The 24,829-nt window shown below is 68.6% G+C and carries 25 protein-coding genes; 13 read left to right on the forward strand and 12 right to left on the reverse strand.

Annotation, left to right across the window (positions count from 1 at the left end; translation table 11 throughout):
- Positions 1-30 precede the first annotated feature (30 nt).
- The gene (locus tag PcP3B5_RS28850) at positions 31-498 is read left to right on the forward strand and encodes a metallophosphoesterase family protein (protein ID WP_145923961.1); all 468 of its coding nucleotides are present in this window, start codon (positions 31-33) and stop codon (positions 496-498) included.
- 159 nt (positions 499-657) lie between these two features.
- Here the strand turns inward: PcP3B5_RS28850 and PcP3B5_RS28855 are convergent, their stop codons facing one another.
- Together PcP3B5_RS28855 and PcP3B5_RS28860 are read right to left on the reverse strand one after the other, a co-directional pair.
- Positions 658-2,031: a GTPase/DUF3482 domain-containing protein gene (locus PcP3B5_RS28855; RefSeq protein ID WP_061563055.1), complete on the reverse strand. Its 1,374-nt coding sequence runs from the start codon at positions 2,029-2,031 to the stop codon at positions 658-660.
- A complete protein-coding gene (locus PcP3B5_RS28860; protein ID WP_061563056.1) occupies positions 2,024-3,415 on the reverse strand; it encodes a DUF2868 domain-containing protein in 1,392 nt (463 codons plus the stop codon). Before PcP3B5_RS28860 ends, PcP3B5_RS28855 begins: the two co-directional genes overlap by 8 nt.
- A gap of 187 nt (positions 3,416-3,602) precedes the next feature.
- Here PcP3B5_RS28860 and PcP3B5_RS28865 point away from each other — a divergent pair, with 187 nt between their 5' ends.
- From PcP3B5_RS28865 to PcP3B5_RS28875, 3 genes are read left to right on the forward strand one after another with little or no spacing between them, the layout of a single operon-like run.
- Positions 3,603-4,622 carry a hypothetical protein gene (locus PcP3B5_RS28865; RefSeq protein WP_061563057.1) on the forward strand — a complete coding sequence of 340 codons (1,020 nt, stop codon included), beginning with the start codon at positions 3,603-3,605 and terminating at the stop codon, positions 4,620-4,622.
- A complete protein-coding gene (locus PcP3B5_RS28870) occupies positions 4,619-5,680 on the forward strand; it encodes a hypothetical protein (RefSeq protein WP_061563058.1) in 1,062 nt (353 codons plus the stop codon). Before PcP3B5_RS28865 ends, PcP3B5_RS28870 begins: the two co-directional genes overlap by 4 nt.
- Before the next feature lie 19 nt (positions 5,681-5,699).
- Positions 5,700-6,221: a dihydrofolate reductase gene (locus tag PcP3B5_RS28875; RefSeq protein WP_061563059.1), complete on the forward strand. Its 522-nt coding sequence runs from the start codon at positions 5,700-5,702 to the stop codon at positions 6,219-6,221.
- A 187-nt stretch (positions 6,222-6,408) separates the two neighbouring features.
- Here the strand turns inward: PcP3B5_RS28875 and lgt are convergent, their stop codons facing one another.
- Positions 6,409-7,242, reverse strand: coding sequence for a prolipoprotein diacylglyceryl transferase (gene lgt, locus PcP3B5_RS28880; RefSeq protein ID WP_058070833.1), 834 nt, complete (start codon positions 7,240-7,242; stop codon positions 6,409-6,411).
- Positions 7,243-7,251: 9 nt separating this feature from the next.
- Positions 7,252-8,040 carry a sulfite exporter TauE/SafE family protein gene (locus tag PcP3B5_RS28885; RefSeq protein ID WP_043268279.1) on the reverse strand — a complete coding sequence of 263 codons (789 nt, stop codon included), beginning with the start codon at positions 8,038-8,040 and terminating at the stop codon, positions 7,252-7,254.
- Positions 8,041-8,233: 193 nt separating this feature from the next.
- Between PcP3B5_RS28885 and PcP3B5_RS28890 the strand changes: the two genes are divergently transcribed.
- Entirely contained in the window at positions 8,234-8,986 is a 753-nt protein-coding gene (locus tag PcP3B5_RS28890; RefSeq protein ID WP_061563060.1) for an NRDE family protein, read from the forward strand.
- Positions 8,987-9,220: 234 nt separating this feature from the next.
- Here PcP3B5_RS28890 and PcP3B5_RS28895 read toward each other — a convergent pair whose 3' ends face one another.
- The 3 genes from PcP3B5_RS28895 to PcP3B5_RS28905 form a co-directional block, all read right to left on the reverse strand.
- Positions 9,221-10,243 carry a sensor domain-containing diguanylate cyclase gene (locus PcP3B5_RS28895; protein ID WP_061563061.1) on the reverse strand — a complete coding sequence of 341 codons (1,023 nt, stop codon included), beginning with the start codon at positions 10,241-10,243 and terminating at the stop codon, positions 9,221-9,223.
- Between the two features lie 74 nt (positions 10,244-10,317).
- A complete protein-coding gene (gene ptsP, locus PcP3B5_RS28900) occupies positions 10,318-12,597 on the reverse strand; it encodes a phosphoenolpyruvate--protein phosphotransferase (RefSeq protein WP_009613924.1) in 2,280 nt (759 codons plus the stop codon).
- Positions 12,598-12,618: 21 nt separating this feature from the next.
- Complete coding sequence (locus tag PcP3B5_RS28905) at positions 12,619-13,098, reverse strand: RNA pyrophosphohydrolase (RefSeq protein ID WP_061563062.1); 480 nt, start codon at positions 13,096-13,098, stop codon at positions 12,619-12,621.
- Between the two features lie 145 nt (positions 13,099-13,243).
- Here PcP3B5_RS28905 and PcP3B5_RS28910 point away from each other — a divergent pair, with 145 nt between their 5' ends.
- Positions 13,244-13,903: a histidinol-phosphatase gene (locus PcP3B5_RS28910; protein WP_061563063.1), complete on the forward strand. Its 660-nt coding sequence runs from the start codon at positions 13,244-13,246 to the stop codon at positions 13,901-13,903.
- Positions 13,904-13,909: 6 nt separating this feature from the next.
- Here the strand turns inward: PcP3B5_RS28910 and PcP3B5_RS28915 are convergent, their stop codons facing one another.
- The 3 genes from PcP3B5_RS28915 to ilvA form a co-directional block, all read right to left on the reverse strand.
- Positions 13,910-14,377, reverse strand: coding sequence for a DUF2269 family protein (locus tag PcP3B5_RS28915; RefSeq protein WP_009613931.1), 468 nt, complete (start codon positions 14,375-14,377; stop codon positions 13,910-13,912).
- A 22-nt stretch (positions 14,378-14,399) separates the two neighbouring features.
- The gene (locus PcP3B5_RS28920; RefSeq protein WP_058488078.1) at positions 14,400-14,867 is read right to left on the reverse strand and encodes a DUF2269 domain-containing protein; all 468 of its coding nucleotides are present in this window, start codon (positions 14,865-14,867) and stop codon (positions 14,400-14,402) included.
- A 114-nt stretch (positions 14,868-14,981) separates the two neighbouring features.
- Positions 14,982-16,496 (reverse strand): threonine ammonia-lyase, biosynthetic, encoded by a 1,515-nt coding sequence (ilvA, locus tag PcP3B5_RS28925; protein ID WP_061563064.1) that lies wholly within the window; start codon positions 16,494-16,496, stop codon positions 14,982-14,984.
- Positions 16,497-16,633: 137 nt separating this feature from the next.
- Here ilvA and rpiA point away from each other — a divergent pair, with 137 nt between their 5' ends.
- Together rpiA and PcP3B5_RS28935 are read left to right on the forward strand one after the other, a co-directional pair.
- Entirely contained in the window at positions 16,634-17,305 is a 672-nt protein-coding gene (rpiA, locus tag PcP3B5_RS28930; protein ID WP_061563065.1) for a ribose-5-phosphate isomerase RpiA, read from the forward strand.
- Positions 17,306-17,379: 74 nt separating this feature from the next.
- Positions 17,380-17,712: a YegP family protein gene (locus PcP3B5_RS28935; protein ID WP_058070840.1), complete on the forward strand. Its 333-nt coding sequence runs from the start codon at positions 17,380-17,382 to the stop codon at positions 17,710-17,712.
- A gap of 6 nt (positions 17,713-17,718) precedes the next feature.
- Here the strand turns inward: PcP3B5_RS28935 and PcP3B5_RS28940 are convergent, their stop codons facing one another.
- Together PcP3B5_RS28940 and PcP3B5_RS28945 are read right to left on the reverse strand one after the other, a co-directional pair.
- Positions 17,719-18,447, reverse strand: coding sequence for a CatB-related O-acetyltransferase (locus tag PcP3B5_RS28940; protein WP_061563066.1), 729 nt, complete (start codon positions 18,445-18,447; stop codon positions 17,719-17,721).
- Positions 18,448-18,497: 50 nt separating this feature from the next.
- Positions 18,498-19,430, reverse strand: a complete 933-nt coding sequence (locus PcP3B5_RS28945; protein WP_061563067.1) for an SdiA-regulated domain-containing protein — start codon at positions 19,428-19,430, stop codon at positions 18,498-18,500.
- A gap of 141 nt (positions 19,431-19,571) precedes the next feature.
- On the opposite strand from PcP3B5_RS28945, the gene PcP3B5_RS28950 reads away from it, so the two are divergent.
- The 5 genes from PcP3B5_RS28950 to PcP3B5_RS28970 all read left to right on the forward strand — a co-directional run bounded on the left by PcP3B5_RS28950 (position 19,572) and on the right by PcP3B5_RS28970 (position 24,816).
- Positions 19,572-20,588, forward strand: coding sequence for an AraC family transcriptional regulator (locus tag PcP3B5_RS28950; protein WP_043268257.1), 1,017 nt, complete (start codon positions 19,572-19,574; stop codon positions 20,586-20,588).
- 389 nt (positions 20,589-20,977) lie between these two features.
- Positions 20,978-22,027, forward strand: a complete 1,050-nt coding sequence (locus PcP3B5_RS28955) for an ABC transporter ATP-binding protein (RefSeq protein ID WP_061563068.1) — start codon at positions 20,978-20,980, stop codon at positions 22,025-22,027.
- The gene (locus PcP3B5_RS28960) at positions 22,024-22,938 is read left to right on the forward strand and encodes an ABC transporter permease (protein WP_061563069.1); all 915 of its coding nucleotides are present in this window, start codon (positions 22,024-22,026) and stop codon (positions 22,936-22,938) included. Before PcP3B5_RS28955 ends, PcP3B5_RS28960 begins: the two co-directional genes overlap by 4 nt.
- The gene (locus PcP3B5_RS28965; RefSeq protein WP_009613945.1) at positions 22,935-23,723 is read left to right on the forward strand and encodes an ABC transporter permease; all 789 of its coding nucleotides are present in this window, start codon (positions 22,935-22,937) and stop codon (positions 23,721-23,723) included. Before PcP3B5_RS28960 ends, PcP3B5_RS28965 begins: the two co-directional genes overlap by 4 nt.
- Before the next feature lie 40 nt (positions 23,724-23,763).
- A complete protein-coding gene (locus tag PcP3B5_RS28970; RefSeq protein ID WP_058070845.1) occupies positions 23,764-24,816 on the forward strand; it encodes an ABC transporter substrate-binding protein in 1,053 nt (350 codons plus the stop codon).
- The last annotated feature ends 13 nt before the right edge of the window (positions 24,817-24,829 follow it).

A 24,829-nucleotide genomic window follows, 5' to 3' on the forward strand; every position in this document is an offset into this window, starting at 1 on the left:
TCGGGTGGCGTCGTCGTTTATGCTGGATGCATGAGCACTTCCCTGCGCGTCGGCGTGATCGCCGACACCCACAACCTGCTGCGTCCCGAAGCCCTGGAAGCCCTGCGCGGCTGCCAGCGCCTGCTGCACCTGGGCGACATCGGCAAGCCGGCGATCCTCGATGCGCTGCGCCAACTGGCGCCGCTGGACGTGGTGCGCGGCAACAACGACACCGAAGCCTGGGCCGAGACCATTCCCGAAACCCTGGGCCTGGAACTGGGCGGGCTGCGCCTGTACCTGATCCACGACCTCAAGCAACTGGCCATCGATCCACGGGCCGAAGGCTTCGACGTGGTGCTGGCCGGGCATTCGCACAAGCCGCTGCAGGAAGTGCGCGACGGGGTGCTCTACCTCAACCCCGGCAGCGCCGGGCCGCGGCGCTTCAAGCTGCCGATCTCGCTGGCGATCCTGAGCATCGCGGACGGCCAGGCGTCGGTGGAAATGATCGCGCTCGACTGAACGTAGGGCGAATAACCGTTCGCGGTTATCCGCCGCCTGACCTTGGCCGCCGGCCCGCTCGCTGTTGGGCTTGGCGCTGGCCGGGTATGCGCCAGGGCTCGGCCAAGACGCGGCGGCAACGGAGGTGTAGCGGCGAATAACCGTTCGCGGTTATCCGCCCTACGGTTCCAGCAGCTGTTGAGCCAATGCGTCGACCTGCTCCTGGCGTTCGCTCTTGTCCACCCGTTTGCGGCCATTCAAGGTCGACCATTCCGGGTGCGCCCGCGCCTTGCGCAGCGCCTCGGGCAGCTTGCCTTCGCGCCATTGCTTGTCTTCCGGCGAAGCAACGCGGATCGCCTCCATGGCCGCATGGCCCCGCGCCTGCAATGCCGCCAGCAGTTGGCGCTGGCGCAGGGCGAGCAGGCGCAGCACGCTGTCGTCCACCGAAAGTTCGCGCTGGCCCTTGAGCTTGCCGAGCAGGCGCTGGCCGTAGTGGCCGACGGTCTGCCAGGCGCCGCCGGCCAGGGCGCCGAGGGCGGTGGCGGCGCCCAGGGTCAGGCCGCCCACCAGCAGGTCGATGCCCGCGCCAGCCGCGGCGCCGGCAGCCACTCCACCGCCCAGGCGCACGCCGAGCTGGCGCAGGGTTTCGGGGTTGAACAGATCATCGCCCCAGCGGCCGTCCAGCAGCGGCAGGTCGGCGGCGCGGGCGTCGTCCTTGCGGAAGGCGTAGAGGCGCAGCAGGGCCTGCACGCAGGCTTCCTCGCGCTTGCGCACGCGGTCGCGCAACACTTCGGTGGCCTGGCGGATGGCCTCGGCATCGCCCGGCACCAGGTCGCGGCAGGCGGCGACGTCCACCAGCAGTTCGGCGATCAACTTGGCGCCGGCTTCGCGGCGCGCCACGGCCTGGGCCTCGTGGTCCCGGATCAGCCGTTCCAGCTGCGGGCGCGACTTCTCCAGCAGCAGCGCCAGGCTCTCGTAGAGCCGGCGTTCGCCGTCCAGCGGCGGCGCCACGCTGTCGAAGCGCACCAGCGCGTGCAGGCCCAGGCGCGACAGGGCCTCGCGCCACTGCTCCTCGCGGTGGTTGGCGCTGGCGACGAAGTTCAGCACCGGCAGCAGCGGCCGCGCACAGCCGGCGAGCACCGCCAGTTCGTCGCGGTACTTGGCCAGCACCGGTTCGCGGGCGTCGATCACGTAGAGCCCGGCGTCGGACGCCTGCAACTGGCGCAGCACCTTGGCTTCCTGCTCGAAGCGGCCGCGCGCCTCGCTGCCGTCGAGGAAGCGACGCAGCTTCTCCGGGCCGTCGAGGCGCTCGCCGGGGCGTTCCAGGGCATCGAGGAAGTCGCGCAGGGCGATGGCGTCCTCCAGGCCCGGAGTGTCGTACAGCTCCAGCAGCGACTCGCCATCCACCGACAGCCGTGCACCTTCGACGTGGCGGGTGGTGCTGGGACGGTGCGAGACCTCGCCGAAGCCGACGTCGCGGGTCAGGGTGCGCAGCAGCGAGGTCTTGCCGACGTTGGTGTGGCCGACCACGGCCAGCCTGAGGGGCTCAGTCATGTCCGCTCTCCAGCCAGGCCAGGGGCGATGCGCCGCTGTGCGCCAGGCTCAGCTTGTCGATGGCGGCATGCCAGTCGGCCAGGCGGTCGCTGTCCAGACCGCTGCCCGCCGGCGGCTGCAGCAGCCAGACGCGGGTGGCGCCGGCGCAGCGCGACAGCTCGGCGATCAGCGCCAGGGTGCCGCGGTCCGGCGAGCGCCGCGGGTCGCAGGCGATGGCCAGGCGCGCCGGCGGGTAGCGGGTCAGCTGTTCCAGCAGACGGCGGCGTTGCGCGCCATCGTCCAGCACGCCGGCATCGGCCACGCCGGCCGGCAGCTTCGGTGGCCAGGGCTGGCTGTCGTCCAGTTCGATGGCCACCAGCAGGGCGCCGTCCGCGCTGGCGGCGGGGTTCTGCGCCTGGGGTTCGACCAGGCTGGCCGGCGCGGCATCGTTGACGCCCAGGCGCTCGCTGCTGGGCAGCAGGCGTTCGCGCAGCAGGCTATAGCCCGGCAGCGAGAGGTCCAGGCGCAACGCCGCGCGGCCGCGGCGCCAGCGCCACAGGCAGAAGGCCCAGAGCAGCAGGCGCGGCAGCAGGCCGTAGACCGCCAGGATGCCCACCAGCCAGCCGGCCCAGGCGTGGCGCGCCGCCTCGCTGGCCACCAGGGCATCGCCGCTGGCGCGCACCAGGTCGCTGTCCGGCAGCGGGAAGCCCAGCAGCGAAGGCAGCGCGCCGAGCCCCTGGGTGAGGAAAACGAAGGTATCGCCGCCGAGGATGGTGGTTTCCCAGACGAAGCCGTAGCGCCGCGTCGAGAGCAACGCCAGCAGCACCACCATGGCCGCGCCCAGGGCCAGCAGCCACAGGCCGTGGACCAGCATGCCCAGCGCCCAGCGCGTCAGGCGCTGGCGGCCGAGCAGCACCAGCAGTGCCGGCGCCAGTTGCGCGGCGCGGGCATCACGCGCCAGTTTGCCGCTCAGCCATAACCACAGGCGGCCCAGGGCCCCGGCCGCCTCGCCGCCGCCGAGGGCGAAGCCCGCGGCCCAGCCGAGCAGCATCAGCAGGTCCAGGCCGAGCAGGCTGGCCAGGGCCCAGAACACGTTGACCGGGCGCTGGCCGTCGCCGAGGGCGGCCAGGGCCAGGCCGGCGCCGCTGAGCAGGGCGAGGAAGATCAGCAGGTAGAAGGCCAGTTGCGCGCCCTGTTTCCACAGGCGCAGGGCGCTGTCCAGCTCGTCGCGGCCGGCCAGCCACAGGGCGCGGTTCTCGATGCGCCGGGGCAGTTCGCCGCCGGCGGCGATGGCGCGGCGGTTGGCCTCGGCGTCCTCCAGCGGGCCGGCCTGCTCCTCGCGCAGGCGCACGGCTTCGCACAGCCACAGTCGGTCGAAGGCGGAAGGTGGGGCGGTATCGCTCACAGTGTCTCCGGCACGGGTTCCTGGGGCGCAAGCATAACCGCTGCGCCGCGCCGCGTCCGCCCGCCAGCTCTCCGGGGTAACGGTAACACCGGCGCCCGCCGACCGAACCAAGGAAGGGCTTACCCGGCGCGCCCACGGGTATAGGGTGCCAAAGCCAACCAGAACAACAACAACAACGAGGCCCGCCATGCCGCGCGTCCTGCCCTGCGCCCTGCTCCTGCTGGCCGCCGCCCATGCGGCGGCCGTGGAAACGCCCCCGGTGCGCCCCTCCGACTGGGGCCCGGACACCCCGCTAATGCAGGCGGTGCCGCCGCGCCAGCTGGACGACAAGGTCGGCCAGCGCGCCTCCGACAGCGACGAGTCGAAGCTGTGGATAAGCCACACCGACTTCCGCCTGCACGACGACATCGGCTTCTTCATCCGCCGCATGCTGATCCGCATGAGCTCCAACGGCCCCAAGGGCACGCCGCTGATGCTCGACGACCCCAGGGCCATAGTCGCGCGCATCCAGGCCGGCGACATCTTCGTCGCCGACGCCACCCTCGCCACCCTGCTCAACGCCGAACTGCGCAGCGCCGACGCGCCGGTGCGCAACCTGGTCCTGGCCACCCGCAAGGACGGCCAGGAAGTGCGCGGCGAGTTGCTGCGCAAGGGCCGCTGGCGGCCGCTGCGGATGCTCACCGGCATCGAGCAGGCCGGCCCGCTGAAGGTGGCGCTGGTGCCGCAACGCATCTTCGTCGACGGCGTGGACGTCACCCCTTCGCTGAGCGCCGCCTCCATCGAGATGTCAGAGGTGCTGCAACTGCACACCGCGCACATGCAACTGGTCGGCAACCGCATCCTGGTCGACCTCGACGGCCTGTTCCCGCCGCCGCGCCTGGAGTTCGCCGTGCGCAGCCTGAAGCTGGCCGACGGCGGCATGGACCTGCTGCTGGGCGAGGACCTGGCCAGCCTGCAATGGCCGCAGTTGCAGGCGCCGGAGAGCTACATGTTCATCCAGGGCGGCGACATCAAGATGGCCCGCACCATCCTGGTCAAGGCCTACGCCCTGTTCACCAGTCTCAGCCCCGGGCAGCCGCTGCTGTTCAACCTCTACGACTACCGCCGCCAGCTGCAGTACGGCGAGATCCGCCTGCGCCAGGACGGCATGGTGCACATCGCGGTGTCGCCGGTGAAGGCGCCGGCCCCGCAGGAGAAAGCCCTATGAAGCGCCTGCTGCCCCTGCTCCTCGCCCTGCCCCTGCTTACGCAGGCGCAGAGCGCCATCGACCGCCAGCAGCAGGAACTGCAGCTGCTGCGCCAGGGCTGGTTCCAGCAGACGCCGCCGGACACCGGGCACGCCGCCAGCCGCCCGGGCGGCGTGCGCGATTCCGGCCAGGACGGCGTCGGCCTGCTGCTGCACAACGTGGACATGTACTTCGAGGGTGGCATCGGCTTCCACAGCCCGCAGCTCAAGGGCTGGCTGGTGCCGCTCAAGGCCGGCGCGCCGGTGGATTTCGACCGCCCGCAGGACATGCGCATCCAGGTCACCGAGGGCGAGGTGATTCTCGACCCGCAGCAACTGGCCAGCCTGTTCAACGAGCGCATCCTGGCTTATCCACAGAGCATGCTGCGCAACTTCAGCATGAGCATCGACGGCGAGCGCCTGCGCGTCAGCGGCGAGGTGCAGCCCCTGGGCATCGGCCCCTGGCTGCCGCTGCGCCTGGCCGGCAGCGTGCGCCTGGAGGGCGACGAGCTCCTCTACCAGCCGGACCAGGTCAAGGTCCTCGGCGTGCCGGCCTATGGCGCCATGAGCCTGGTCGGCCTGCACCTGGATTCGCTGGTCGACCTGCAGCGCCCCGGCGCCCTGCTGCGCGACAACGCCATGCGCCTGGACTACCACCAGGTGTTCCCGCTGGTGGGCATCGACGGCAAGGTCGACGCCGCCTGGCTCGATGCGCAGGGCCTGCACCTGCGCTTCGCCCGCCCGGCCGGCAGCCCGCCGCCGCGCTTCGAGCCGCCCAGCCTGGCCGGTCCTTCGTACATCTGGCTGCAATCGGGCGACCTGAAGATCTTCGAGATCCTCATCACCTACGCGCAGGTGCTGCTCAAGGCCGAGCAGCCCGGCCAGACGCTGGCGTTCAGCCTCAAGGACTACCGCAAGGTGCTGGCCACCGGCATCACCCAGGTCAACGAGGACGGCACCTTCTTCATGCGCGTGCCGCCCTACGCGAACGACGCGCCGGCCCAGCGGCTGGTATCCTCTGCCACCGATGGATCACCCTGAGCACATGACCGGAGCCACGATGTCCCAAGCCCCTTCCCGCCTGCCGCTGGCGATGATCGCCGCCCTCGCCGAGAACCGCGTGATCGGCATCGACAACCGCCTGCCCTGGCACCTGCCGGCCGACCTCAAGCACTTCAAGGCGCTGACCCTGGGCAAGCCGATCATCATGGGCCGCAAGACCTGGGACTCCCTCGGCCGCCCGCTGCCCGGCCGGCTCAACCTGGTGGTCAGCCGCCAGGCCGGCCTGCAGTTGGAAGGTGCGGAGGTCTTCACCTCGCTGGAAGCCGCGCTGCAGCGCGCCGACGCCTGGGCGCGGGAGGAGGAAGCCGAGGAGCTGATGCTGATCGGCGGCGCCCAGCTCTACGCCGAGGCTCTGCCCGTGGCCGAGCGCCTGTACCTGACCCGCGTGGCCCTGAGCCCGGCGGGCGACGCGCACTTCCCCGAGGTGGACGAAAGCCGCTGGCACCTGGCGTCCAGTATCGAGCATGAGGCTACGGCGGAAACGCCGGCCTATGCCTTCGAGGTTTGGGACCGCGCCTGAGCGGCTCTTGGCTTGGCAGAAGCGAGCTTGCCCACTGCACCGAGGTGCTTTCCGTAGGATGGGTTGAGCTTGCGAAACCCATGCGGCGGTGGTGATGGGTATCGCTTCGCTCAACCCATCCTACGGGTGTCGCGTTTGCCGGAGGAGGCAGGCGGGCTTGCTCGCTTCTACGACAAGCCGCCGTCCGTCAGGGGGTCGCCGGCTTCGCCGCCGCATGGCGGTAGGCCCAGACCATCAGGGCGATGCCGCCGAGGATCATCGGCACGCACAGCAGCTGGCCCATGGTCAGCCAGTCCCAGGCCAGGTAGCCCGGGCCGCCGTTGCCGCCGGCGCCCTGGTCGGCGTCGGGCAGGCGGAAGAACTCGACGAAGAAGCGGAAACAGCCGTAGCAGAGGATGAACAGGCCCGACACCGAGGCGGTCGGCCGCGGCTTGCGCGAGAACATCCAGAGGATGGCGAACAGCACTATGCCTTCCAGGGCGAACTCGTACAGCTGCGACGGGTGGCGCGGCAGCTGCGCCGGGTCGCTGTAGGGCGGGAAGATCATCGCCCAGGGCACGTCGGTGGGCTTGCCCCACAGCTCGGCGTTGATGAAGTTGCCGATGCGCCCGGCGCCCAGGCCGATCGGCACCAGCGGGGCGATGAAGTCCATCAGCTGGAAGAAGCTCTTGCCGTTGCGCTTGCCGAACCACCAGGTGGCCAGCATCACGCCGATCAGCCCGCCGTGGAACGACATGCCGCCTTCCCAGACCTTGAACAGGTTCAGCGGGCTGGCCAGGTAGAAGTCCAGCTTGTAGAACAGCACGTAGCCCAGGCGCCCGCCGAGCACCACGCCGCAGGCGACCCAGAACACCAGGTCGGAGAGCTTCTCCTTGCTCCAGGTCGCATCGAAGCGGTCGAGCCGGCGCGAGGCCAGCAGCCAGGCGCCGCCGATGCCGATCAGGTACATCAGCCCGTACCAGTGGATCTTCAGGGGGCCGAGCGACACCGCGACGGGGTCGATCTGTGGATAGGGCAGCATCGCTTACTCCTAGGGTTTGATCAGGAAACTCATGCCGATGCAGAACATCAGCAGAGCGAACAGGCGCTTGAGCACCTTGGCCGGCAGGCGGTGCGCCAGACGCGCGCCGATGCGGGCGAAGAACATGCTGGTGACGGCGATGCCCACCAGCGCCGGCAGGTAGACGAAGCCGAAGCTCCACTGCGGCAGCTCGGGCCGGTGCCAGCCGACCACGATGAACGAAATCGCCCCGGCGATGGCGATGGGCAGACCGCAGGCCGAGGACGTAGCCACCGCCTGCTGCATGGAGACGCCGCGCCAGGACAGGAAAGGCACGGTCAGCGAGCCGCCGCCGATACCGAAGATCGCCGAGGCCCAGCCGATGAAGCCGCCGGCCGCGCCCAACCCGCCCTTGCCCGGCAGGCTGCCGCCGGCCTTGGGTTGCAGGCCCAGGGTCATCTGGATGGAGATGAGCACGGCGAAGACGCCGATGATCTTCTGCAGCACCGCTCCCTTGATGGCCGAGGCGGTCAGCGCGCCCAGGGCGCTGCCGACGACGATGCCCACGGTCATCCACAGGAACACCGGCCAGAGCACCGCGCCGCGGCGATGGTGTTCGAGGATGGAATTGACCGAGGTGAAGACGATGGTCGCCAGCGAGGTGCCCACCGCCATCTGCGTCAGCACCTCGACGGGAAAGCCATGGGCGGTGAAGCTGAACACCAGCACCGGGACGATGATCAGGCCACCGCCGACGCCGAACAACCCGGCCAGCACGCCCGCGCAGGCACCCAGCACCAGGTAGAGAAGGAACTCCATGGAGACCTCGGGTGGCAAAAGCGGCATGGTACCGAAAATGCGCCGGCGACGGCAGCCGCCCGCGGTGCAACAGGCCTTTCGGTACCAATATGAAAGAAATTTCATCGTGCGCCGTGCCCGGACGACGGCGGCTATTGAGTTGCCAACGCCAGTTACCTACCCTGCCTGAACCACCACCGCAGGGCCCTGCCCCATGTGCCTGATCGTCCTTGCCTGGCGCCCCGGACACGCCATGCCGCTGATAGTCGCGACCAACCGCGACGAGTTCTATGCCCGCCCCACCCTGCCGCTGGCGGCGTGGGAGGATGCGCCGGGCGTCTATGCCGGGCGCGATCTGGAGGCCGGGGGTACCTGGATGGGGCTGGGGCCTGGCGGGCGCTTCGCGGCGCTGACCAACGTGCGTGATCCGGGCCAGCCGCTGGGGCCGCGCTCCCGTGGCGAGCTGGTGGCCGGTTTTCTGCGTGGCCGTCAGGCGCCGCTGGACTACCTGGCCGAGGTGCAGCGCCGCGCCGCCGAGTATTCCGGCTTCAACCTGCTGGTCGGCGATGTCCGCCAGCTCTGCTACTTCAACCCCCGTGATGACGAGCCGCGGGAATTGCCGGCCGGGCTGCACGGGCTGTCCAACGCCTCGCTGGATACGCCCTGGCCCAAGCTGCTGCGTGCCCGCGCCGCGCTGGAGGAACACCTCGACGAAGCCGAGCCCGGGGCGCTGCTGGGGCTGCTCGGCGACCGTGAACGCCCCGGCGACGAGCGGCTGCCGGAAACCGGCGTCGGCCTGGCCACCGAGCGCCTGCTGTCCAGCGTGTTCATCGCCAGCGCCAACTACGGCACCCGCGCCAGCAGCGTGCTGCGCGTGCATGCCGATGGGCGCCGGGAGTTCATCGAGCGCAGCTTCGGGCCGGAGGGGGCCCATCTGGGCGAGGTGCGCCTGGAGCTCAACACCTAGGGGAAGGTTGGTTTTGTAGGAGCGGACTCCGTCCGCGATGGCCAACCTGCCGCTCCTACATCACGTCCGATGCGCACTAGCACACCTCGATGGCATCGCGCAGCCCCGTAGGATGGGTTGAGCGAAGCGATACCCATCACCGCCACCGCATGGGTTTCGCAAGCTCAACCCATCCTACGAAAAGCACCTCGGCGCAGCCGGTAGGGCAATTGCGCCTACACCATGCACCGAGGCCTAGCACACCTCGATGGCATCGCGCAGGCGCTTGGCCCGGTAGAGGGCGTCGTCCAGGCGGCGCAGCAGGTTTTCCAGGGGTTCGGCGCGGCGCATGCCGGCCAGGGCGAAGCTGGCGGTGAGCGGTTGTTCCAGCTCGGCGCAGGCCTCGCGGATGTGCAGGCGCAGGCGCTCGGCCAGGCGGCTGGCGGAGGCCAGCGGGGTGTTCGGCAGCAGCACGATGAATTCCTCGCCGCCCCAGCGGGCGAAGCAGTCTTCCTCGCGCAGGGTCCGGCGCACCGCCTGGGTCACCGCTACCAGCACGCGGTCGCCGACCGGGTGGCCGAAGAGGTCGTTGATGCGCTTGAAGTGGTCGAGGTCGAACATCAGCAGGCTGACCGGCTGGTCGTGACGCTGCAGGCGCTGCCATTCCTGCTGCAGGCTGCTTTCGAAGCGGCGCCGGTTGTAGATCTGCGTCAGCGGGTCGGTCTCGCTCAGGCGCACCGCCACCGCGGCCTGTTCGGCCAGGGCCAGGTTGGCCTGGCGCAGGGCCTCGGTGCGCTGTTCGACCAGTTGTTCCAGGTTGCGGTTGAGTTCGTGCAGCTCTTCGTTGCGGCGCTTGAGTTCCAGCTCGATCAGCTTGCGCTCGTGGATGTTGTGGTGGGCGCCGATCATCCGCGTGGCGCGGCCCTGGTCGTCGAATTCGACGAAGCGGCCGTGATCCCTTATCCACAGGTACTCGCCGTTGGCGCAGAGGCAGCGGTATTCCTCGGCGTAGGCCGCCTGCCGGCCGTCCAGGTAGGCCTGGAAGCTGCGCATGACGCGGGGGAAGTCGTCCGGGTGGATCACCGAGTGCCAGGTGGCGACGTTTTCCGGCAGGCCATCGATGGGGTAGCCGAGCATGCGGTACCAACCGGGGCTGCGCTTGACGTCATTGCTGCGGATGTCCCAGTCCCAGATGCCGTCGCTGACGATCTCCAGGGCATAGCGGAGAGTCTTCTCGATGGCTTCGCGGTCACCCGCGAGCGCTTGCTGCTCGTCCATAAGCCTTCTCCCGGCGCTGCCGGTTGTACAGGGCCCCAGGGACGACTCAGCTCCGGGGAGGGCGGCGCGCCAGGTCAGCCCTGGACGGTCGCCGCGGGGTTGATCACCCGGCCGAGGCCGAGGTTGCGCAATGCCAGGTGCAGGGAACTGTGGATCACCTGCGGGTTGTCGAAAGTCATCAGTTGGCCGAGCAGTTCGCGGGCCTTGCCCAGGGTGATCTGGCGCAACAGCCATTTCACCTTCGGCAGGTTGGTGGCGTTCATCGACAGCGAGTCGAAGCCCATGGCCATCAGCAGCACCGCCGCCGCCGGGTCGCCGGCCATCTCGCCGCAGATGCTCACCGGCTTGCCTTCGAGGTGGGCGTCGTCGACCACCTTCTTCAGCGCCTGCAGCACCGCCGGGTGCAGGTAGTCGTAGAGGTCGGCCACCCGCGGGTTGTTGCGGTCAACCGCCAGCAGGTACTGGGTCAGGTCGTTGGAGCCGACCGAGAGGAAGTCCACCTGGCGCGCCAGTTCGCGGGTCTGGTACACCGCCGCGGGGATTTCCACCATCATGCCGATCGGCGGCATGGGGATGTCCACGCCTTCGTCGCGGATCTCGCCCCAGGCGCGGTGGATCAGGTGCAGCGCCTCTTCCAGCTCGTGGGTGCCGGAGATCATCGGCAGCAGGATGCGCAGGTTGTTCAGGCCCTCGCTGGCCTTGAGCATGGCGCGGGTCTGCACCAGGAAGATTTCCGGGTGGTCGAGGGTGACGCGGATGCCGCGCCAGCCGAGGAAGGGGTTGTCTTCCTTGATCGGGAAGTAGGACAGCGCCTTGTCGCCGCCGATGTCCAGGGTGCGCATGGTCACCGGCAACGGGTGGAAGGCCGAGAGCTGCTCGCGGTAGATCGCCAGCTGCTCCTTTTCGCTGGGGAAGCGGTCGTTGATCATGAACGGCACTTCCGTGCGGTACAGGCCAACGCCCTCGGCGCCGCGCTCCTGGGCGCGGGCCACGTCGGCCAGCAGGCCGGTGTTGACCCACAGCGGCATGCGGTGGCCGTCGAGGGTCTCGCAGGGCAGCTCGCGCAGCGCGGCCAGGCCCTTGCTCAGCTCCTTCTCTTCGGCGACCACTTCGCCGTACTGCTTGACCAGCTGCGGCGACGGGTTGGTGTAGATCTCGCCGTGGTAGCCGTCGACGATCAGGTCGATGCCGTCGACCTTGGAATACGGCAGGTCGACCGCGCCCATCACCGTGGGGATGCCCATGGCGCGGGCGAGGATGGCCACGTGGGAGTTGCCCGAGCCGAGCACCGAGATCAGCCCCACCAGCTTGCCCTCGGGCACCTCGCCGAGCATCGCCGGGGACAGTTCCTCGCTGACGATGATGGTCTGGTCGGGGTAGGTGAGGGTCTGCTTACGTTCTTCCTGCAGGTAGGCGAGGATGCGCCGGCCGATGTCCTTGACGTCGGAGGCGCGCTCGCGCAGGTAGGCGTCGTCCATCAGCTCGAAGCGCGCGACGTGCTCCATCACCACCTGGCGCAGGGCGCCCTGGGCCCACTGGCCGGAGCGGATGATGCGCTTGACCTCCTGGCCGATGGAGGCGTCGTCGAGCATCATCAGGTAGACGTCGAACAGCGCGCGCTCTTCCTTGCGCAACTGGGTGGCCAGCTTGCTGGAGAGGTTGCGCATGTCTTCGCGCACGGCTTCCAGGGCCTGCTTGAACAGCTCGACCTCGGCCTCGACGTCGTCGATGGGCTTGTCCGGGACCACTTCCAGGTCGGCCGGCGGCAGCACCACCACGGCCTTGCCCACGGCCACGCCGGGGGCGCCGGGCACGCCGACGAACTTGGCTTCCTGGATGCCCTTGCCGAGCTTGCCCAGGCCGCGGATCGAACCGGTGGCCTCGGCGTGGGCGATGACCCCGGCCAGCTGCGCGCTCATGGTCACCAGGAAGGCTTCCTCGCCTTCGTCGAACTGGCGCTTTTCCTTCTGCTGCACCACCAGCACGCCCATCACCCGGCGGTGGTGGATGATCGGGGCGCCGAGGAAGGAGGCGTAGCGTTCCTCGCCGGTCTCGGCGAAGTAGCGGTAGCGCGGGTGCTCGGAGGCGTTCTCCAGGTTCAGCGGCTCCTCGCGGGTGCCGACCAGGCCCACCAGGCCCTCGTTGGGGGCCATGCTGACCTTGCCGATGGAGCGCTTGTTCAGGCCCTCGGTGGCCATCAGGACGAAGCGGTTGGTCTCGGCGTCGAGCAGATAGACCGAGCACACCTGGGTGCCCATGGCTTCCTTGACCCGCTGCACGATGATGCCCAGCGCCGCCCTCAGGTCCTTGGCGGCGTTCACTTCCTGGACGATCTTGCGCAGCGTGTTGAGCATGCTCAGGGCCTTATCTCCTCTTCAGTCCCGCGCCAGAAGGCGCGGCGCCAGTTCCTTCAGGGCGCGCCGGTAGACCTCGCGCTTGAAGGTCACCACCTGCCCCAGGGGGTACCAGTAACTCACCCAGCGCCAGCCATCGAATTCCGGCTTGCCGGTCACATCCATGCGTACCCGGTTCTCGTCGCCGGTCAGGCGCAGCAGGAACCACTTCTGTTTCTGGCCGATGCACAGCGGCTGGCTGTTGGTGCGCACCAGACGCTGCGGCAGACGATAGCGCAACCAGCCGCGGGTGCAGGCGAGAATGCGCACATCCTGCTCCTCCAGGCCGACTTCCTCGTTCAACTCGCGGAACAGCGCCTCTTCAGGAGTTTCCCGGGGGTTGATGCCGCCCTGCGGGAACTGCCAGGCCTCCTGGTTGATACGCCGAGCCCACAGAACCTGACCGGCCTCGTTGGAGAGGATGATGCCGACATTGGGGCGAAAACCATCGGGATCGATCACGGCGGTACATCCTCGAAAACGCGTGTGCCCGCATTGTTCCACAAAGCCTGTGACAGCGGCAACGCGAGGCTTGGCGCGCATGGGCAGGGCCGGCAAAAGCCGTTACTCTAGGCGACTTTTCCGCTTTCGCAATTAATGGTGAACCATGGCGCGTCTGGCCCTTTTCGACCTCGACAACACTCTGCTGGCCGGCGACAGCGACCACAGCTGGGGCGAGTGGCTGTGCCGGCGCGGCCTGGTCGACGCCGGCGAATACCAGGCGCGCAACGATGCCTTCTATGCCGACTACCAGGCCGGCACCCTGGACGTGTTCGCCTACCAAGCCTTCACCCAGGCGATCCTCGGCCGCAACAGCCTGGAGCAGCTGGCCACCTGGCATCGCCAGTTCATGGAGGAGGTCATCGAGCCGATCATCCTGCCCCGCGGCGAAGCCCTGCTGGCCGAGCACCGCGCCGCCGGCGACCGCCTGGTGATCATCACCGCCACCAACCGCTTCGTCACCGGCCCCATCGCCGAGCGCCTGGGCGTGGAAACGCTGATCGCCACCGAGTGCGAGATGCGCGACGGCCTCTACACCGGCCGCACCTTCGACGTGCCCTGCTTCCAGGGCGGCAAGGTGACCCGCCTGCAACGCTGGCTGCAGGAAACCGGCATGAGCCTGGACGGCAGCTACTTCTACAGCGACTCGCGCAACGACCTGCCGCTGCTGGAAGTGGTGGCCCACCCGGTGGCGGTCGACCCAGACGAGGTCCTGCGCGCCACCGCCGAGGAGCGCGGCTGGCCGGTGCTCAGCCTGCGCGACTGAGGCGCCTCACAGCGGCTTGTTGACCATCAGCCAGAAGATCGCCAGGAAGGCCAGGAACGCCGGCCAGCCCAAGGCGAACCACCAGCGCATATAGAAGAAGGCCCGCGGCGGCAAAGCGGTTCCCGCCGCCGTCGCCGCCTCGGCCAGGTCGCGCACGCGAATCTGCAGCCACACCACCGGCAGCCAGCAGAGCCCGGCGAACACGTACAGCCCCAGGCTCCACAGCAGCCAGCCCTGGGCCAGCGGCCAGCCGGCCCAGTACGCCAGGCCCAGGCCGCTGAGCGGCTGGAACACGGCGCTGGTGGCGATGAACAGCCAGTCGGCGCTGACCAGGTGGCGGAAGGTCGTGGCGATGACCTGCAACTGCCCGCTGCGCCAGGCCCGCCAGGCGTAGTAGGCCGAGCCCAGGCCGGTGCCGAACAGCAGGGTGGCGGTCAGGATGTGCAGGGTCTTGAGCAGCAGGTAGGGACTCATCGGCGCTCCATCGCCATCGGATTCACAGTGGCTTGGCCAGCATCAGCGCCAGTATCGCCAGCCAGCTGAGCAGGGCCAGGGCGAAGAACGCCGCGCCGAAGCGCAGCTCGCGCACCACGCGCTCGGCCAGCGGCTCGCCGCTGTCGCGGGCGCTCAGCGCCAGGGCGCGGATGCGCCACAGGCGGCTGGTGAACAGCAGCCAGAAGATCGCCACCAGGATCAGCAGGCAGGCGCTGGCCAGCAGCCAGGTCTGGCCCAGCGGGAAGCCGGCGCGGTGGACCATCTGCCAGCCGGTCAGCGGCAGGCTGACGACGCTGCCGGCCACCAGCACCCAGGCCGCCAGGCCGATGCGCAGCAGCGCCTTGGCCAGCACGCCGGCATCCCCGCCGCGCCAGCTGCGCCAGCCGTACCAGGCGAGGCCGGCGATGGCCAGCAGCGGCACGGCCACAGCGACGCCGTGGAGAATCTTGAGGGTCTGGTAGGTTTCCATGCGGGCGGTCCCTGTCGCGATTCGGGCTGTTCCATCAGCCTAGCAGTGCTGCCGGCCGGTGGACCGCACTGGGACAGCGGAGGCTGCCCTGGCGTTCCCCGGCGGCCCTTCGGCTCAGCCGAGGAATAGCCTGTAGGCCGGGTTCTCGGTCTCGTCCCAGTAGGGATAGCCGATTTCCTCCAGCGCCTGCGCCACCAGGTGGCGCTCCTCCTCCGGCACCTGCAGGCCGGCGACCACGCGGCCGTCGGCGGCGCCGTGGTTGCGGTAGTGGAACATGGTGATGTTCCAGCGCCCGCCGAGCTTGTTGAGGAAGTTGAACAGCGCGCCGGGGCGCTCGGGGAACTCGAAGCGGAACACCTGCTCGTCGCTGACCCGCGGCGAATGGCCGCCGACCATGTGGCGGATGTGCAGCTTGGCCAGTTCGTTGTCGGTCAGGTCCAGCACCGGGAAGCCCTGCTCGCGCAGCTGCTCGACCAGCACCGCGCGCGGGTCGCTGTCCGGGTGGGTCTGCACGCCGACGAAGATGTGCGCTTCGCTGTCGGTGTTGTAGCGGTAGTTGAACTCGGTGATCTGGCGCTTGCCGATGGCCTCGCAGAAGGCCTTGAAGCTGCCCGGGCGCTCGGGGATGGTCACGGCGATGATGGCTTCGCGCTTCTCGCCCAGCTCGGCGCGCTCGGCCACGTGGCGCAGGCGGTCGAAGTTGATGTTGGCGCCGGAGTCGATGGCCACCAGGGTCTGCCCGCGGGCGGCGTCGCGCTCGACGTACTTCTTGATCCCGGCCACCGCCAGGGCGCCGGCGGGCTCGGTGATGGAGCGGGTGTCGTCGTAGATGTCCTTGATCGCCGCGCAGATTTCGTCGGTGCTGACGGTGATGACCTCATCCACGTATCGCTTGCAGATGTCGAAGGTGTGCTGGCCGATCTGCGCCACCGCCACGCCGTCGGCGAACAGCCCGACCTGGCTCAGCACCACGCGCTCGCCGGCGGCCATGGCGGCCTGCAGGCAGTTGGAGTCGTCCGGCTCGACACCGATGACCTTCACCTCCGGGCGCAGGTACTTCACGTAGGCGGCGATGCCGGCGATCAGCCCGCCGCCGCCCACCGGCACGAAGATGGCGTCCAGGCGGCCCGGGTGCTGGCGGAGGATCTCCATGGCCACGGTGCCCTGGCCGGCGATCACGTCCGGATCGTCATAGGGATGGATGTAGACGTAGCCCTTCTCTTCCACCAGTTTCAGCGAATACGCCAGCGCCTCGGGGAAGGCGTCGCCGTGCAGCACCGCCTTGCCGCCGCGGGCGCGCACGCCCTGGACCTTCAGCTCGGGCGTGGTACGCGGCATGACGATGGTCGCCTTCACCCCCAGTTCCTTCGCCGCCAGGGCCACGCCCTGGGCGTGGTTGCCGGCCGAGGCGGTGACCACCCCGCGCGCCAGTTCCTCGCGGCTCAGCTGCGCCAGCTTGTTGTAGGCGCCGCGGATCTTGAAGGAGAACACCGGCTGCAGGTCCTCGCGCTTGAGCAGCACCTGGTTGTCCAGGCGCTCGGAGAGGCGGCGGGCCGGTTGCAGGGGCGTTTCCTCGGCGACGTCGTAGACGCGCGAGGTGAGGATCTTCTTGACGTACTGTTCGAGCATCGGGGCGGGCTTCGCAGGGACGGGGCACAAAGCCGGCAGTCTACTCCAGTCGGCCGCCGCCGGGAGCGGCGAATCCACATTCGCCCGGCGGCCCCGCTATAATCCGCGCCCCAAGCCCCCTTTGCCGGAACCCAGAGATGAACCAGGACCAGCTCAAGCAGGCCGTGGCCCAGGCCGCCGTCGACCACATCCTCCCGCACCTCGACAGCAAGAGCATCGTCGGCGTCGGCACCGGCTCCACCGCCAACTTCTTCATCGACCTGCTGGCCAGGCACAAGGCCGAGTTCGACGGCGCCGTGGCCAGCTCCGAGGCCACCGCGCAGCGCCTGAAGGGCCACGGCATCCCGGTCTACGACCTGAACAGCGTCAGCGAGCTGGAGTTCTACGTCGACGGCGCCGACGAGAGCAACGAGCGCCTGGAGCTGATCAAGGGCGGCGGCGCCGCGCTGACCCGCGAGAAGATAGTCGCGGCCGTGGCCAAGCAGTTCATCTGCATCGCCGACCAGAGCAAGCTGGTGCCCCTGCTCGGCGCCTTCCCGCTGCCGGTGGAAGTCATCCCCATGGCCCGCAGCCACGTGGCCCGCCAGCTGGTCAAGCTGGGCGGCGACCCGGTCTACCGCGACGGCGTGCTGACCGACAACGGCAACATCATCCTCGACGTGCACAACCTGCGCATCGACAGCCCGGTGGCCCTGGAAGAGAAGATCAACAACATCGTCGGCGTGGTTACCGTGGGCCTGTTCGCCGCGCGCCCGGCCGACCTGCTGCTGCTCGGCACCGCCGAGGGCGTGAAGACGCTCAAGGCCTGATCTCGTCGCGCCCATGGACGGGCGCCCGGCAACGGCTAGGCTTAGGCTGTTCGCGCAACGCGCCGGAGGCCGCCATGTCCGCAAAATACCATCTGAAGAAGGCCAGCGACGGCCAGTTCCATTTCACCCTGCACGCCAGCAACGGCGAGGTCGTGCTCAGCAGCGAGCTGTACCGGGCCAAGACCTCGGCCATCGAAGGCATCGAGTCGGTGCGCAAGAACTCGCAGCGCGACGGCGCCTTCGAGCTGAAGGAAGCGAGCAACGGCAAGCACTACTTCGTGCTCAAGGCCAGCAATGGCCAGGTGGTCGGGCAGAGCCAGATGTATGCCAGCAAGGCCAACGCCGAGAACGGCGTCGCCTCGGTGAAGCGCTACGCGCCGGACGCCGGGATCAGCGACGACAGCTGAGCCGCCTCAGTCGGCCAGCAGCGCCACGCCCCAGGGCTTGGAGTCGATCCGCAGGCGCCGCGGCCGTGGCGCGGCGGGCGGCGCCTGGCGCTCCAGCTGCGCCAGGCAGGCCTCGGGATCGTCCAGCGGCAACTCCCCCAGCACTTCCAGCGGCAGTTCCCACCAGCGGCTGGCCAGCAGGCGCTCGATCACTTCCGGCGGGAAGCGGTAGCGGATCACCCGCGCCGGCGTCCCGGCCACGATCGCGTAGGGCGGCACGTCGGCATTCACCAGGGATTGCGCGCCAATCACGGCCCCGGTGCCCACGTTAACGCCGTCGAGGATCAGCACGTCGCGGCCGATCCACACGTCATGCCCGAGCGAGGCCGGCCGCCACGGCGCTTCGCGCACCAGGGGCCGGCGAACCAGCTTGGGGTTGACCGGGAAGTTGTGCGTGGTCAGCCAGTCGACGGGATGGGAGTGGCGCCCCTGGCCGATCACCACGCCGGTGGCGATCGAGCAGTAGCGGCCGATCCGCGCCACGTCGAGGAACTCGCAGCCGCTGACGGCATCGGTGTGCGCGCCTATCTCCAGCTCGCGCGAGTAGATCTTCGCCTTGCCCAGCTTCACCCCCGGCTCCAGGGTCAGGCGCGCGCCGTCGCGCAGCGACTTGATCCCGCCGGCCAGGCGGCAGCCATGTTCGCTCAGCGCCTTGTTCAGGCGGCGGTTGATCAGGGCTTCGCGGATGATGTTCAAGGTCGCTCCAGGGGCGGGACAACGGGTGGGGCGACAATGTAAGCCTTTTGTTACTCCGACTCCACGCCCGGCGCCTTGCGGAACACGTAGAACAGGTTGGGCTCGCTGACCAGGTACAGCGTGCCCGCCTCGTCCATGGCCAGGCCCTCGGCCTGCGGCACGCTGCGCTTGAGCCCCTGCATGCCGCGCAGCAGCGACAGGCTGCTGATGGGCTCGCCATCGACGTCCAGTTCCAGCACCAGGCGCGACTCGTCCGACAGCGCCAGCAGGTGGCCGCTGCCCTCGTCGTACTGCAGGCTGGAAAGGTCGCGGACGAACAACCGGCGGTCGCGCTTGAGGTCGTCCAGCACGTGCACGGCGAAGGGCTTGTCGGGCTGCGTGTGGGGGAAGCCGTGGACCTCGTAGATGCGCACCGGGTCGCGCTCCTTGGCGACGAACAGGCGCTGGCCGACCGAGTCGTAGGCCAGCCCCTCGAAGCCCTTGTTGCCCATCGGCCCCAGGCCCAGGGACAGCTGTTGCGCCTGTTCGGCATCCAGCTCGCGGGTGCTGTCGTCCAGGCGCACCTTGAACAGGCGCTGGCGGCGCTCGTCGCTGAGCACATAGAGGCCGGGGCCGATGTATTCGATGGCCTCGGTGTCGCCGAAATCGTGCAGGGTGATCTTGCGCAGCACCTTGCCGTCCAGGGACAGCTCGACGATCTGCGCCGGCTGGTTGGTGACGGTGAACAGGCTGCGCCGCTCGGGATCGTAGGTCAGCGCCGAGACGTCGTCGTCCAGGCCCTCGATGGGCTGCGCCTCGATCTCGACGCGGTAGTCGGGCAGCCAGATCGAGCGTTCGCGCCAGTTTTCCGCATGGTGCCATTCGCGCACGGCGAACCAGGCGCGCTCGTAGACGCGGAACTGCTGGCCGAGCCAGGCCAGGGCGAGCAGCAGGAGGATCAGCAGCGCCGCCAGGCAGCGGCGCAAGGTGAGGAAACGGAACATCGCAGGTCCATGTCGATGGGGGCACGCCGTAATAGCACAAGGCCGCTGAAGCCAGGCTTAATCCCCGTGCAGGAAAATTCCTCAAGGCTAAAGTCAGGCTAGCGTAATCCCGTGTTCTCGCCGCCCCCGCAAGGAGTTCCGATGAGCGCCGTCCAGCTTCCCGAGCAGCGTACCCTGACCACCCTGCACACCGTGGTGCTGGCCACCGAGGTGCTGAGCCAGGCCGGCATCCCCCGCGGCCGGCTGCTGGAGGGCAGCGGCATCGCCGAGGCGGACCTGCTGACGCCGGAGAAATTCGTCAGCCACGCCCAGGAACTGCGGGTGTTCGCCAATGCCCTGAGCTGCTACCAGGACCCGGCCCTGGGCCTCTACCTGGGCCTGCGCATGCACGTTTCGGCCTACGGCATGCTCGGCTACAGCATGCTGGCCAGCCGCACCCTGCGCGACGCCCTGCAACTGGCCCTGGCCCATCCCGACCTGCTCGGCACCTACTTCCGCCTGGCCCTGCAGGACCACGGCGACGAGGTCTGGCTGAGCGCCGAGGGCTACCGCTACGCGCCGGAGCTGACGGTGTTCAACACCGAGCTGTGCCTGACCTCGCTGCTCACCGTGGTGCGCGACCTGCTCGGCGAGTCGGTGCGCCCGCGGCGCCTGCTGCTGGCCTACCGCCCGCCGCTGCATGCCAGCACCTATACCGAACGCCTGGGCTGCCCGGTGGAGTTCGGCGCCGCCACCAGCGCCCTGTGCCTGGGCCCGGCGCTGCTCGACCGCGCGCTGCCGCTGGCCGACCCGGTCAGCTGCCACAACGGCCTGCAGCAATGCCAGCGCCTGAGCGCGGCCATGAGCGGGCGCGACGACATCCTCGAACTGATCCGCCGCCACCTCGCCAACCACCTGCAGGAAGCCCGCGGCCTGGACGAGGTGGCGCGCCACCTGCACCGCTCCAGCCGCACCCTGCGCCGGCACCTGCAGCAGCACAACACCAGCTACCAGCAGGTGCTGGACGAAGTGCGCTACGACAAGGCCCGGCAACTGCTCAAGGACACCGACCTGCCCATCTACCTGATCGCCGAACGGCTCGGCTACAGCGAGACCGCCAGCTTCCGCCACGCCTTCCAGCGTTGGAGCGGAGCGAGCCCGAGCCTGTATCGCGGTTGAGCCCAAGCCGGCCTGGCGGCCGGATCGCGGATGAGATCCCTACACCATCCTCAACACCCGTGCTCCTTGTAGGAGCGCGCCCTGCGCGCGAAATCGCAGGCAGGGCCTCCTACAGGAGGGGTCGACGGTGGGCGCATCGTAGGAGCGGATCCCATCCGCGAAACGCGCCGGAACCTCCGGCTATCGCGAGCAAGCCCGCTCCTGCGAAGAGCCGGCCAGGCTGGTGAAAACGGCCCCTCAACTTGGCCTGATTTATCCCTTATTGGCCTGTTCTATCGTTCTGCCGCTGCGAAAAGGAGGGCCATTATCAAGCCGCAGCTAGGTGAAGCGGCCGCCAGAGCCGTAAAACCGCAAACAATAACAACTGCTTAACTGCATGGTATTGAAGCATGACCAGCGCGATTGCCATCGAGCGAATCGGCATGGAATTCGGTACCCCCGGCCAAGGCCTCAAGGCCCTGGACGACGTGTCCCTGGACATCCGCGCCAACGAATTCTTCACCCTCCTCGGCCCCTCGGGCTGCGGCAAGACCACCCTCCTGCGGCTCATCGCCGGCTTCGAACAACCCACCTCCGGCAGCATCCGCCTCTATGGCGAGCCCATGCAGGGCCTCCCGCCCTTCCGCCGCCCGGTCAACACCGTGTTCCAGAGCTACGCGCTGTTCCCGCACATGACCGTGGCGCAGAACATCGCCTTCGGCCTGGAGATGCAGGGCAAGCCCAAGGCCGAGACCGAAGCCACGGTGAAGGCCATGCTCGACCTGGTGCGCCTGCCCGACGTCGGCTCGCGCCGCGCCGACCAGCTCTCCGGCGGCCAGCAGCAGCGCATCGCCCTGGCCCGCGCGCTGGCCAGCCGGCCCAAGGTGCTGCTGCTGGACGAGTCGCTCTCGGCGCTGGACCTGAAGCTGCGCAAGGAAATGCAGATCGAACTCAAGCGCCTGCAGCACGAGACCGGCATCACCTTCATCTTCGTCACCCACGACCAGGAAGAAGCCCTGACCATGTCCGACCGCATCGCGGTGATGAACAAGGGCCAGGTCCTGCAGATCGGCACCCCCACCGAAATCTACGACGCCCCGGCCAACCGCTGGGTGGCCGACTTCATCGGCGAGACCAACTTCCTCGAAGCCGAGGCCAACGGCGACGGCGTGGTCCTCGCCGATGGACAGCGCCTGGCCGCCGCCACCACGCTGCCGGGCAAGGTGACCCTGGCGATCCGCCCGGAACGTACCGAGCTGGCCCAGGACGGCGAATTGGAAGGCGTGGTGGAAACCGTGGTCTACGTCGGCACCGACACCGTCTACCACCTGAAGGTCGCAGGCGCCCCCGGCTTCCGCGTGCGCCAGCAGAACCGCCAGGGCGCGGTGGGCGCGCACCAGCCCGGCGCGCGGGTGCGCGTGCGGGTGCCCGGCGACGCCATCCGGGTGCTGGCCGAATGAGCACGCTGCGCCTGCAAGCCGAGCGCAAGAGCCTGCGCGCCCGGCTGGCGCTGACCACCCCGGCGATGCTGGTGCTGCTGGTGTTCCTGGTGCTGCCGCTGGGCATCATGTTCGCCGTGTCGGTCCAGGCGCCCGGCGATTACGGCGGCGTGAAATGGGGCCAGCACACCCTGGAGGCATACATCAACTTCCTCTGGGAGCGCGACCTGGACGACACCTTGGTGTTCAACACCGACTACCTGGGCATCTTCCAGCGCTCCTTCTGGCTGTCCATCCTGACCACCGCCGGCTGCCTGCTGATCGGCTTCCCCACCGCGCTGTACCTGGCGCTGCAGGACGAGCGCCGGCGCAACATGCTGCTGTTCCTGGTCACGGTGCCGTTCTGGACCAACCTGCTGGTGCGCGTTTACGCCTGGATCCTGCTGCTGCGCAACGGCGGGCTGATCGACGAGGGCCTGCACAAGCTGGGCTTCAGCGAGGCCGCCATCGGCCTGCTGTACACCGACAACGCGGTGATCATCGGCCTGCTCTACACCTACCTGCCGTTCATGGTGCTGCCCATCTACACCAGCCTGGAGAAGATGGACTGGCGCCTGGTGGAAGCCGCCTTCGACCTCGGCGCCAACCGCTGGAAGGCGCTCAAGCGGATCATCATCCCGCTGGCGATGCCCGGCATCGTCGCCGGCTGCATCCTGGTGTTCATCCCCTCGCTGGGCAACTACATCATTCCCGAGCTGCTCGGCGGCGGTAAGTCGCTGATGATCGGCAACCTGATCCAGCTGCAGTTCGGCACGGCGCACAACTGGCCGTTCGGCGCGGCGCTGTCCTTCGCCCTGCTCGCCTTCGTCCTCGCCGCCATGCTGGTCTACAGCATGCGCTTCAGGCAGGGCGCCGCCGGAGGTCACCCATGAATTCGCTGAACCCGCTGTGGCGCTTCGCCGGCGTGCGCCCGGCCGCCTGGCTGTTCTTCGCCTTCCTCTACGTGCCGATCCTGGTGCTGGTGGTGCTGAGCTTCAACAGCGGCCAGTCGGCAACGCTCTGGGAAAGCTTCAGCTTCAAGTGGTACGCGGTGGTGGCCAACGACCCGGAGATCGTCCGCGCGGCGAAGAACTCGCTGATAGTCGCCAGCCTGGCCACGGTCTTCGCCACCCTGCTGGCCACCCTGGCGGCGCTGGGCATGCGCGGCCGCGCCTTCCGCGGACAGAGCCTGATGAACGGCGTGCTCGGCCTGCCGCTGCTGGTGCCGGAGATAGTGGTGGCGGTGGCCACGCTGATGTTCTTCGCCTTCATCGGCCTGAAGCTGTCGCTGTTCACCATCCTCATCGCCCACGTGGTGTTCTGCATCCCCTTCGCCTACCTGCCGATCCGCGCCCGCCTGGAGGGCATGGACCCGCGCCTGGCGGAAGCCGCGGCGGACCTCTACGCCTCGCCGTGGAAGGCCTTCTGGAAGGTGACCTGCCCGCTGCTGATGCCCGGCATCCTCTCCGGGGCGATGCTGGCGTTCATCATCTCGATGGACGACTTCGTCATCACCTACTTCGTCGCCGGCGCCGGGGCCACCACCCTGCCGGTGTACATCTTCAGTTCCATAAGAATGGGGATATCGCCGAAGATCAACGCGATCTCGTCGATCATCCTGCTGATTTCCATCGCGTTCGTTGCGTTGTCGTACTACGTCGGCCAGCGCCGGCGTTGACTGCCTCCCGATAAAAACCATTCGCACAGGAGCTTCACCGATGACCATCCGCCGCCTTCCCCTGGCCCTCAAGGCCGCCGCCCTGGCGGGCCTGACCCTGGCCAGCCAGGCCCACGCCGACGGCACCCTGCACTTCGCCAACTGGTCGGACTACTTCCCGCCGGAGCTGCTGAAGAAGTTCGAGAAGGACACCGGCATCCACGCCACCCTCGACTCCTACGACAGCAACGAGACCCTGCTGGCCAAGCTCAAGGCCGGCGGCGGCGCCTACGACGTGGTGGTGCCCTCGGACAGCTTCATCGAAATCTTCGTCAAGGAGGGCCTGCTGCAGAAGCTGGACAAGTCGCAGCTGCCGAACCTGGCCAACCTCAAGGACAAGTTCAAGACCCTCAGCTACGACCCCGGCCACGACTACACCGTGCCCTACCTGTGGGGCAGCACCGGCTACAGCTACGACAGCGCCAAGGCCCCGGGCGGCAAGTTCGACGAGAGCTGGAAGCCGTTCTTCGAGCCGCCGGAGGCGTTCAAGGGCAAGGTGGTGGCGCTCAACTCCATCGAGGAGCTGTGGGCCCCGGCCACCTACTACCTCGGCGTCGACGAATGCACCGAGGACCCAAAACAGGCCGAGAAGGTCCTCGACCTGCTGCTCAAGCAGAAGCCGCTGCTGGCCATGTACAACAGCGACGGCACCATCGAGCGCATGGCCGCCGGTGAGGTGTACATGCACCAGCAGTGGAACGGCGCCTACCACCGCGCCCACGCCCAGCGCGCCAGCCTGGTCTACGTCTATCCGAAGGAAGGCGTGCGCCTGTTCATCGATAACCTGGCCATTCCCAAGGACGCCACCAACATCAAGGAAGCCCACGTCTTCCTCAACTGGATGATGCAGCCGGAGAACATCGCCGCCGCCTCCAACTTCGCCAAGTACAACAACGCCATCACCGGCTCCGAGAAGTTCATGGACAAGGAACTGTTCGACGACCCGGCGATCAACACCCCCGAAGACAAGATCGACCGCCTGAAGCCCTTCCAGCTGTGTTCGCCGAAGTCCCTGTCGTTGCGCGCCAAGGTCTGGACCAAGCTGAAGAAATGACCGCCCGGTGCTG

Origin of the sequence: Pseudomonas citronellolis (assembly GCF_001586155.1) — a bacterium.
In the GTDB taxonomy this organism is placed as follows: domain Bacteria; phylum Pseudomonadota; class Gammaproteobacteria; order Pseudomonadales; family Pseudomonadaceae; genus Pseudomonas; species Pseudomonas citronellolis.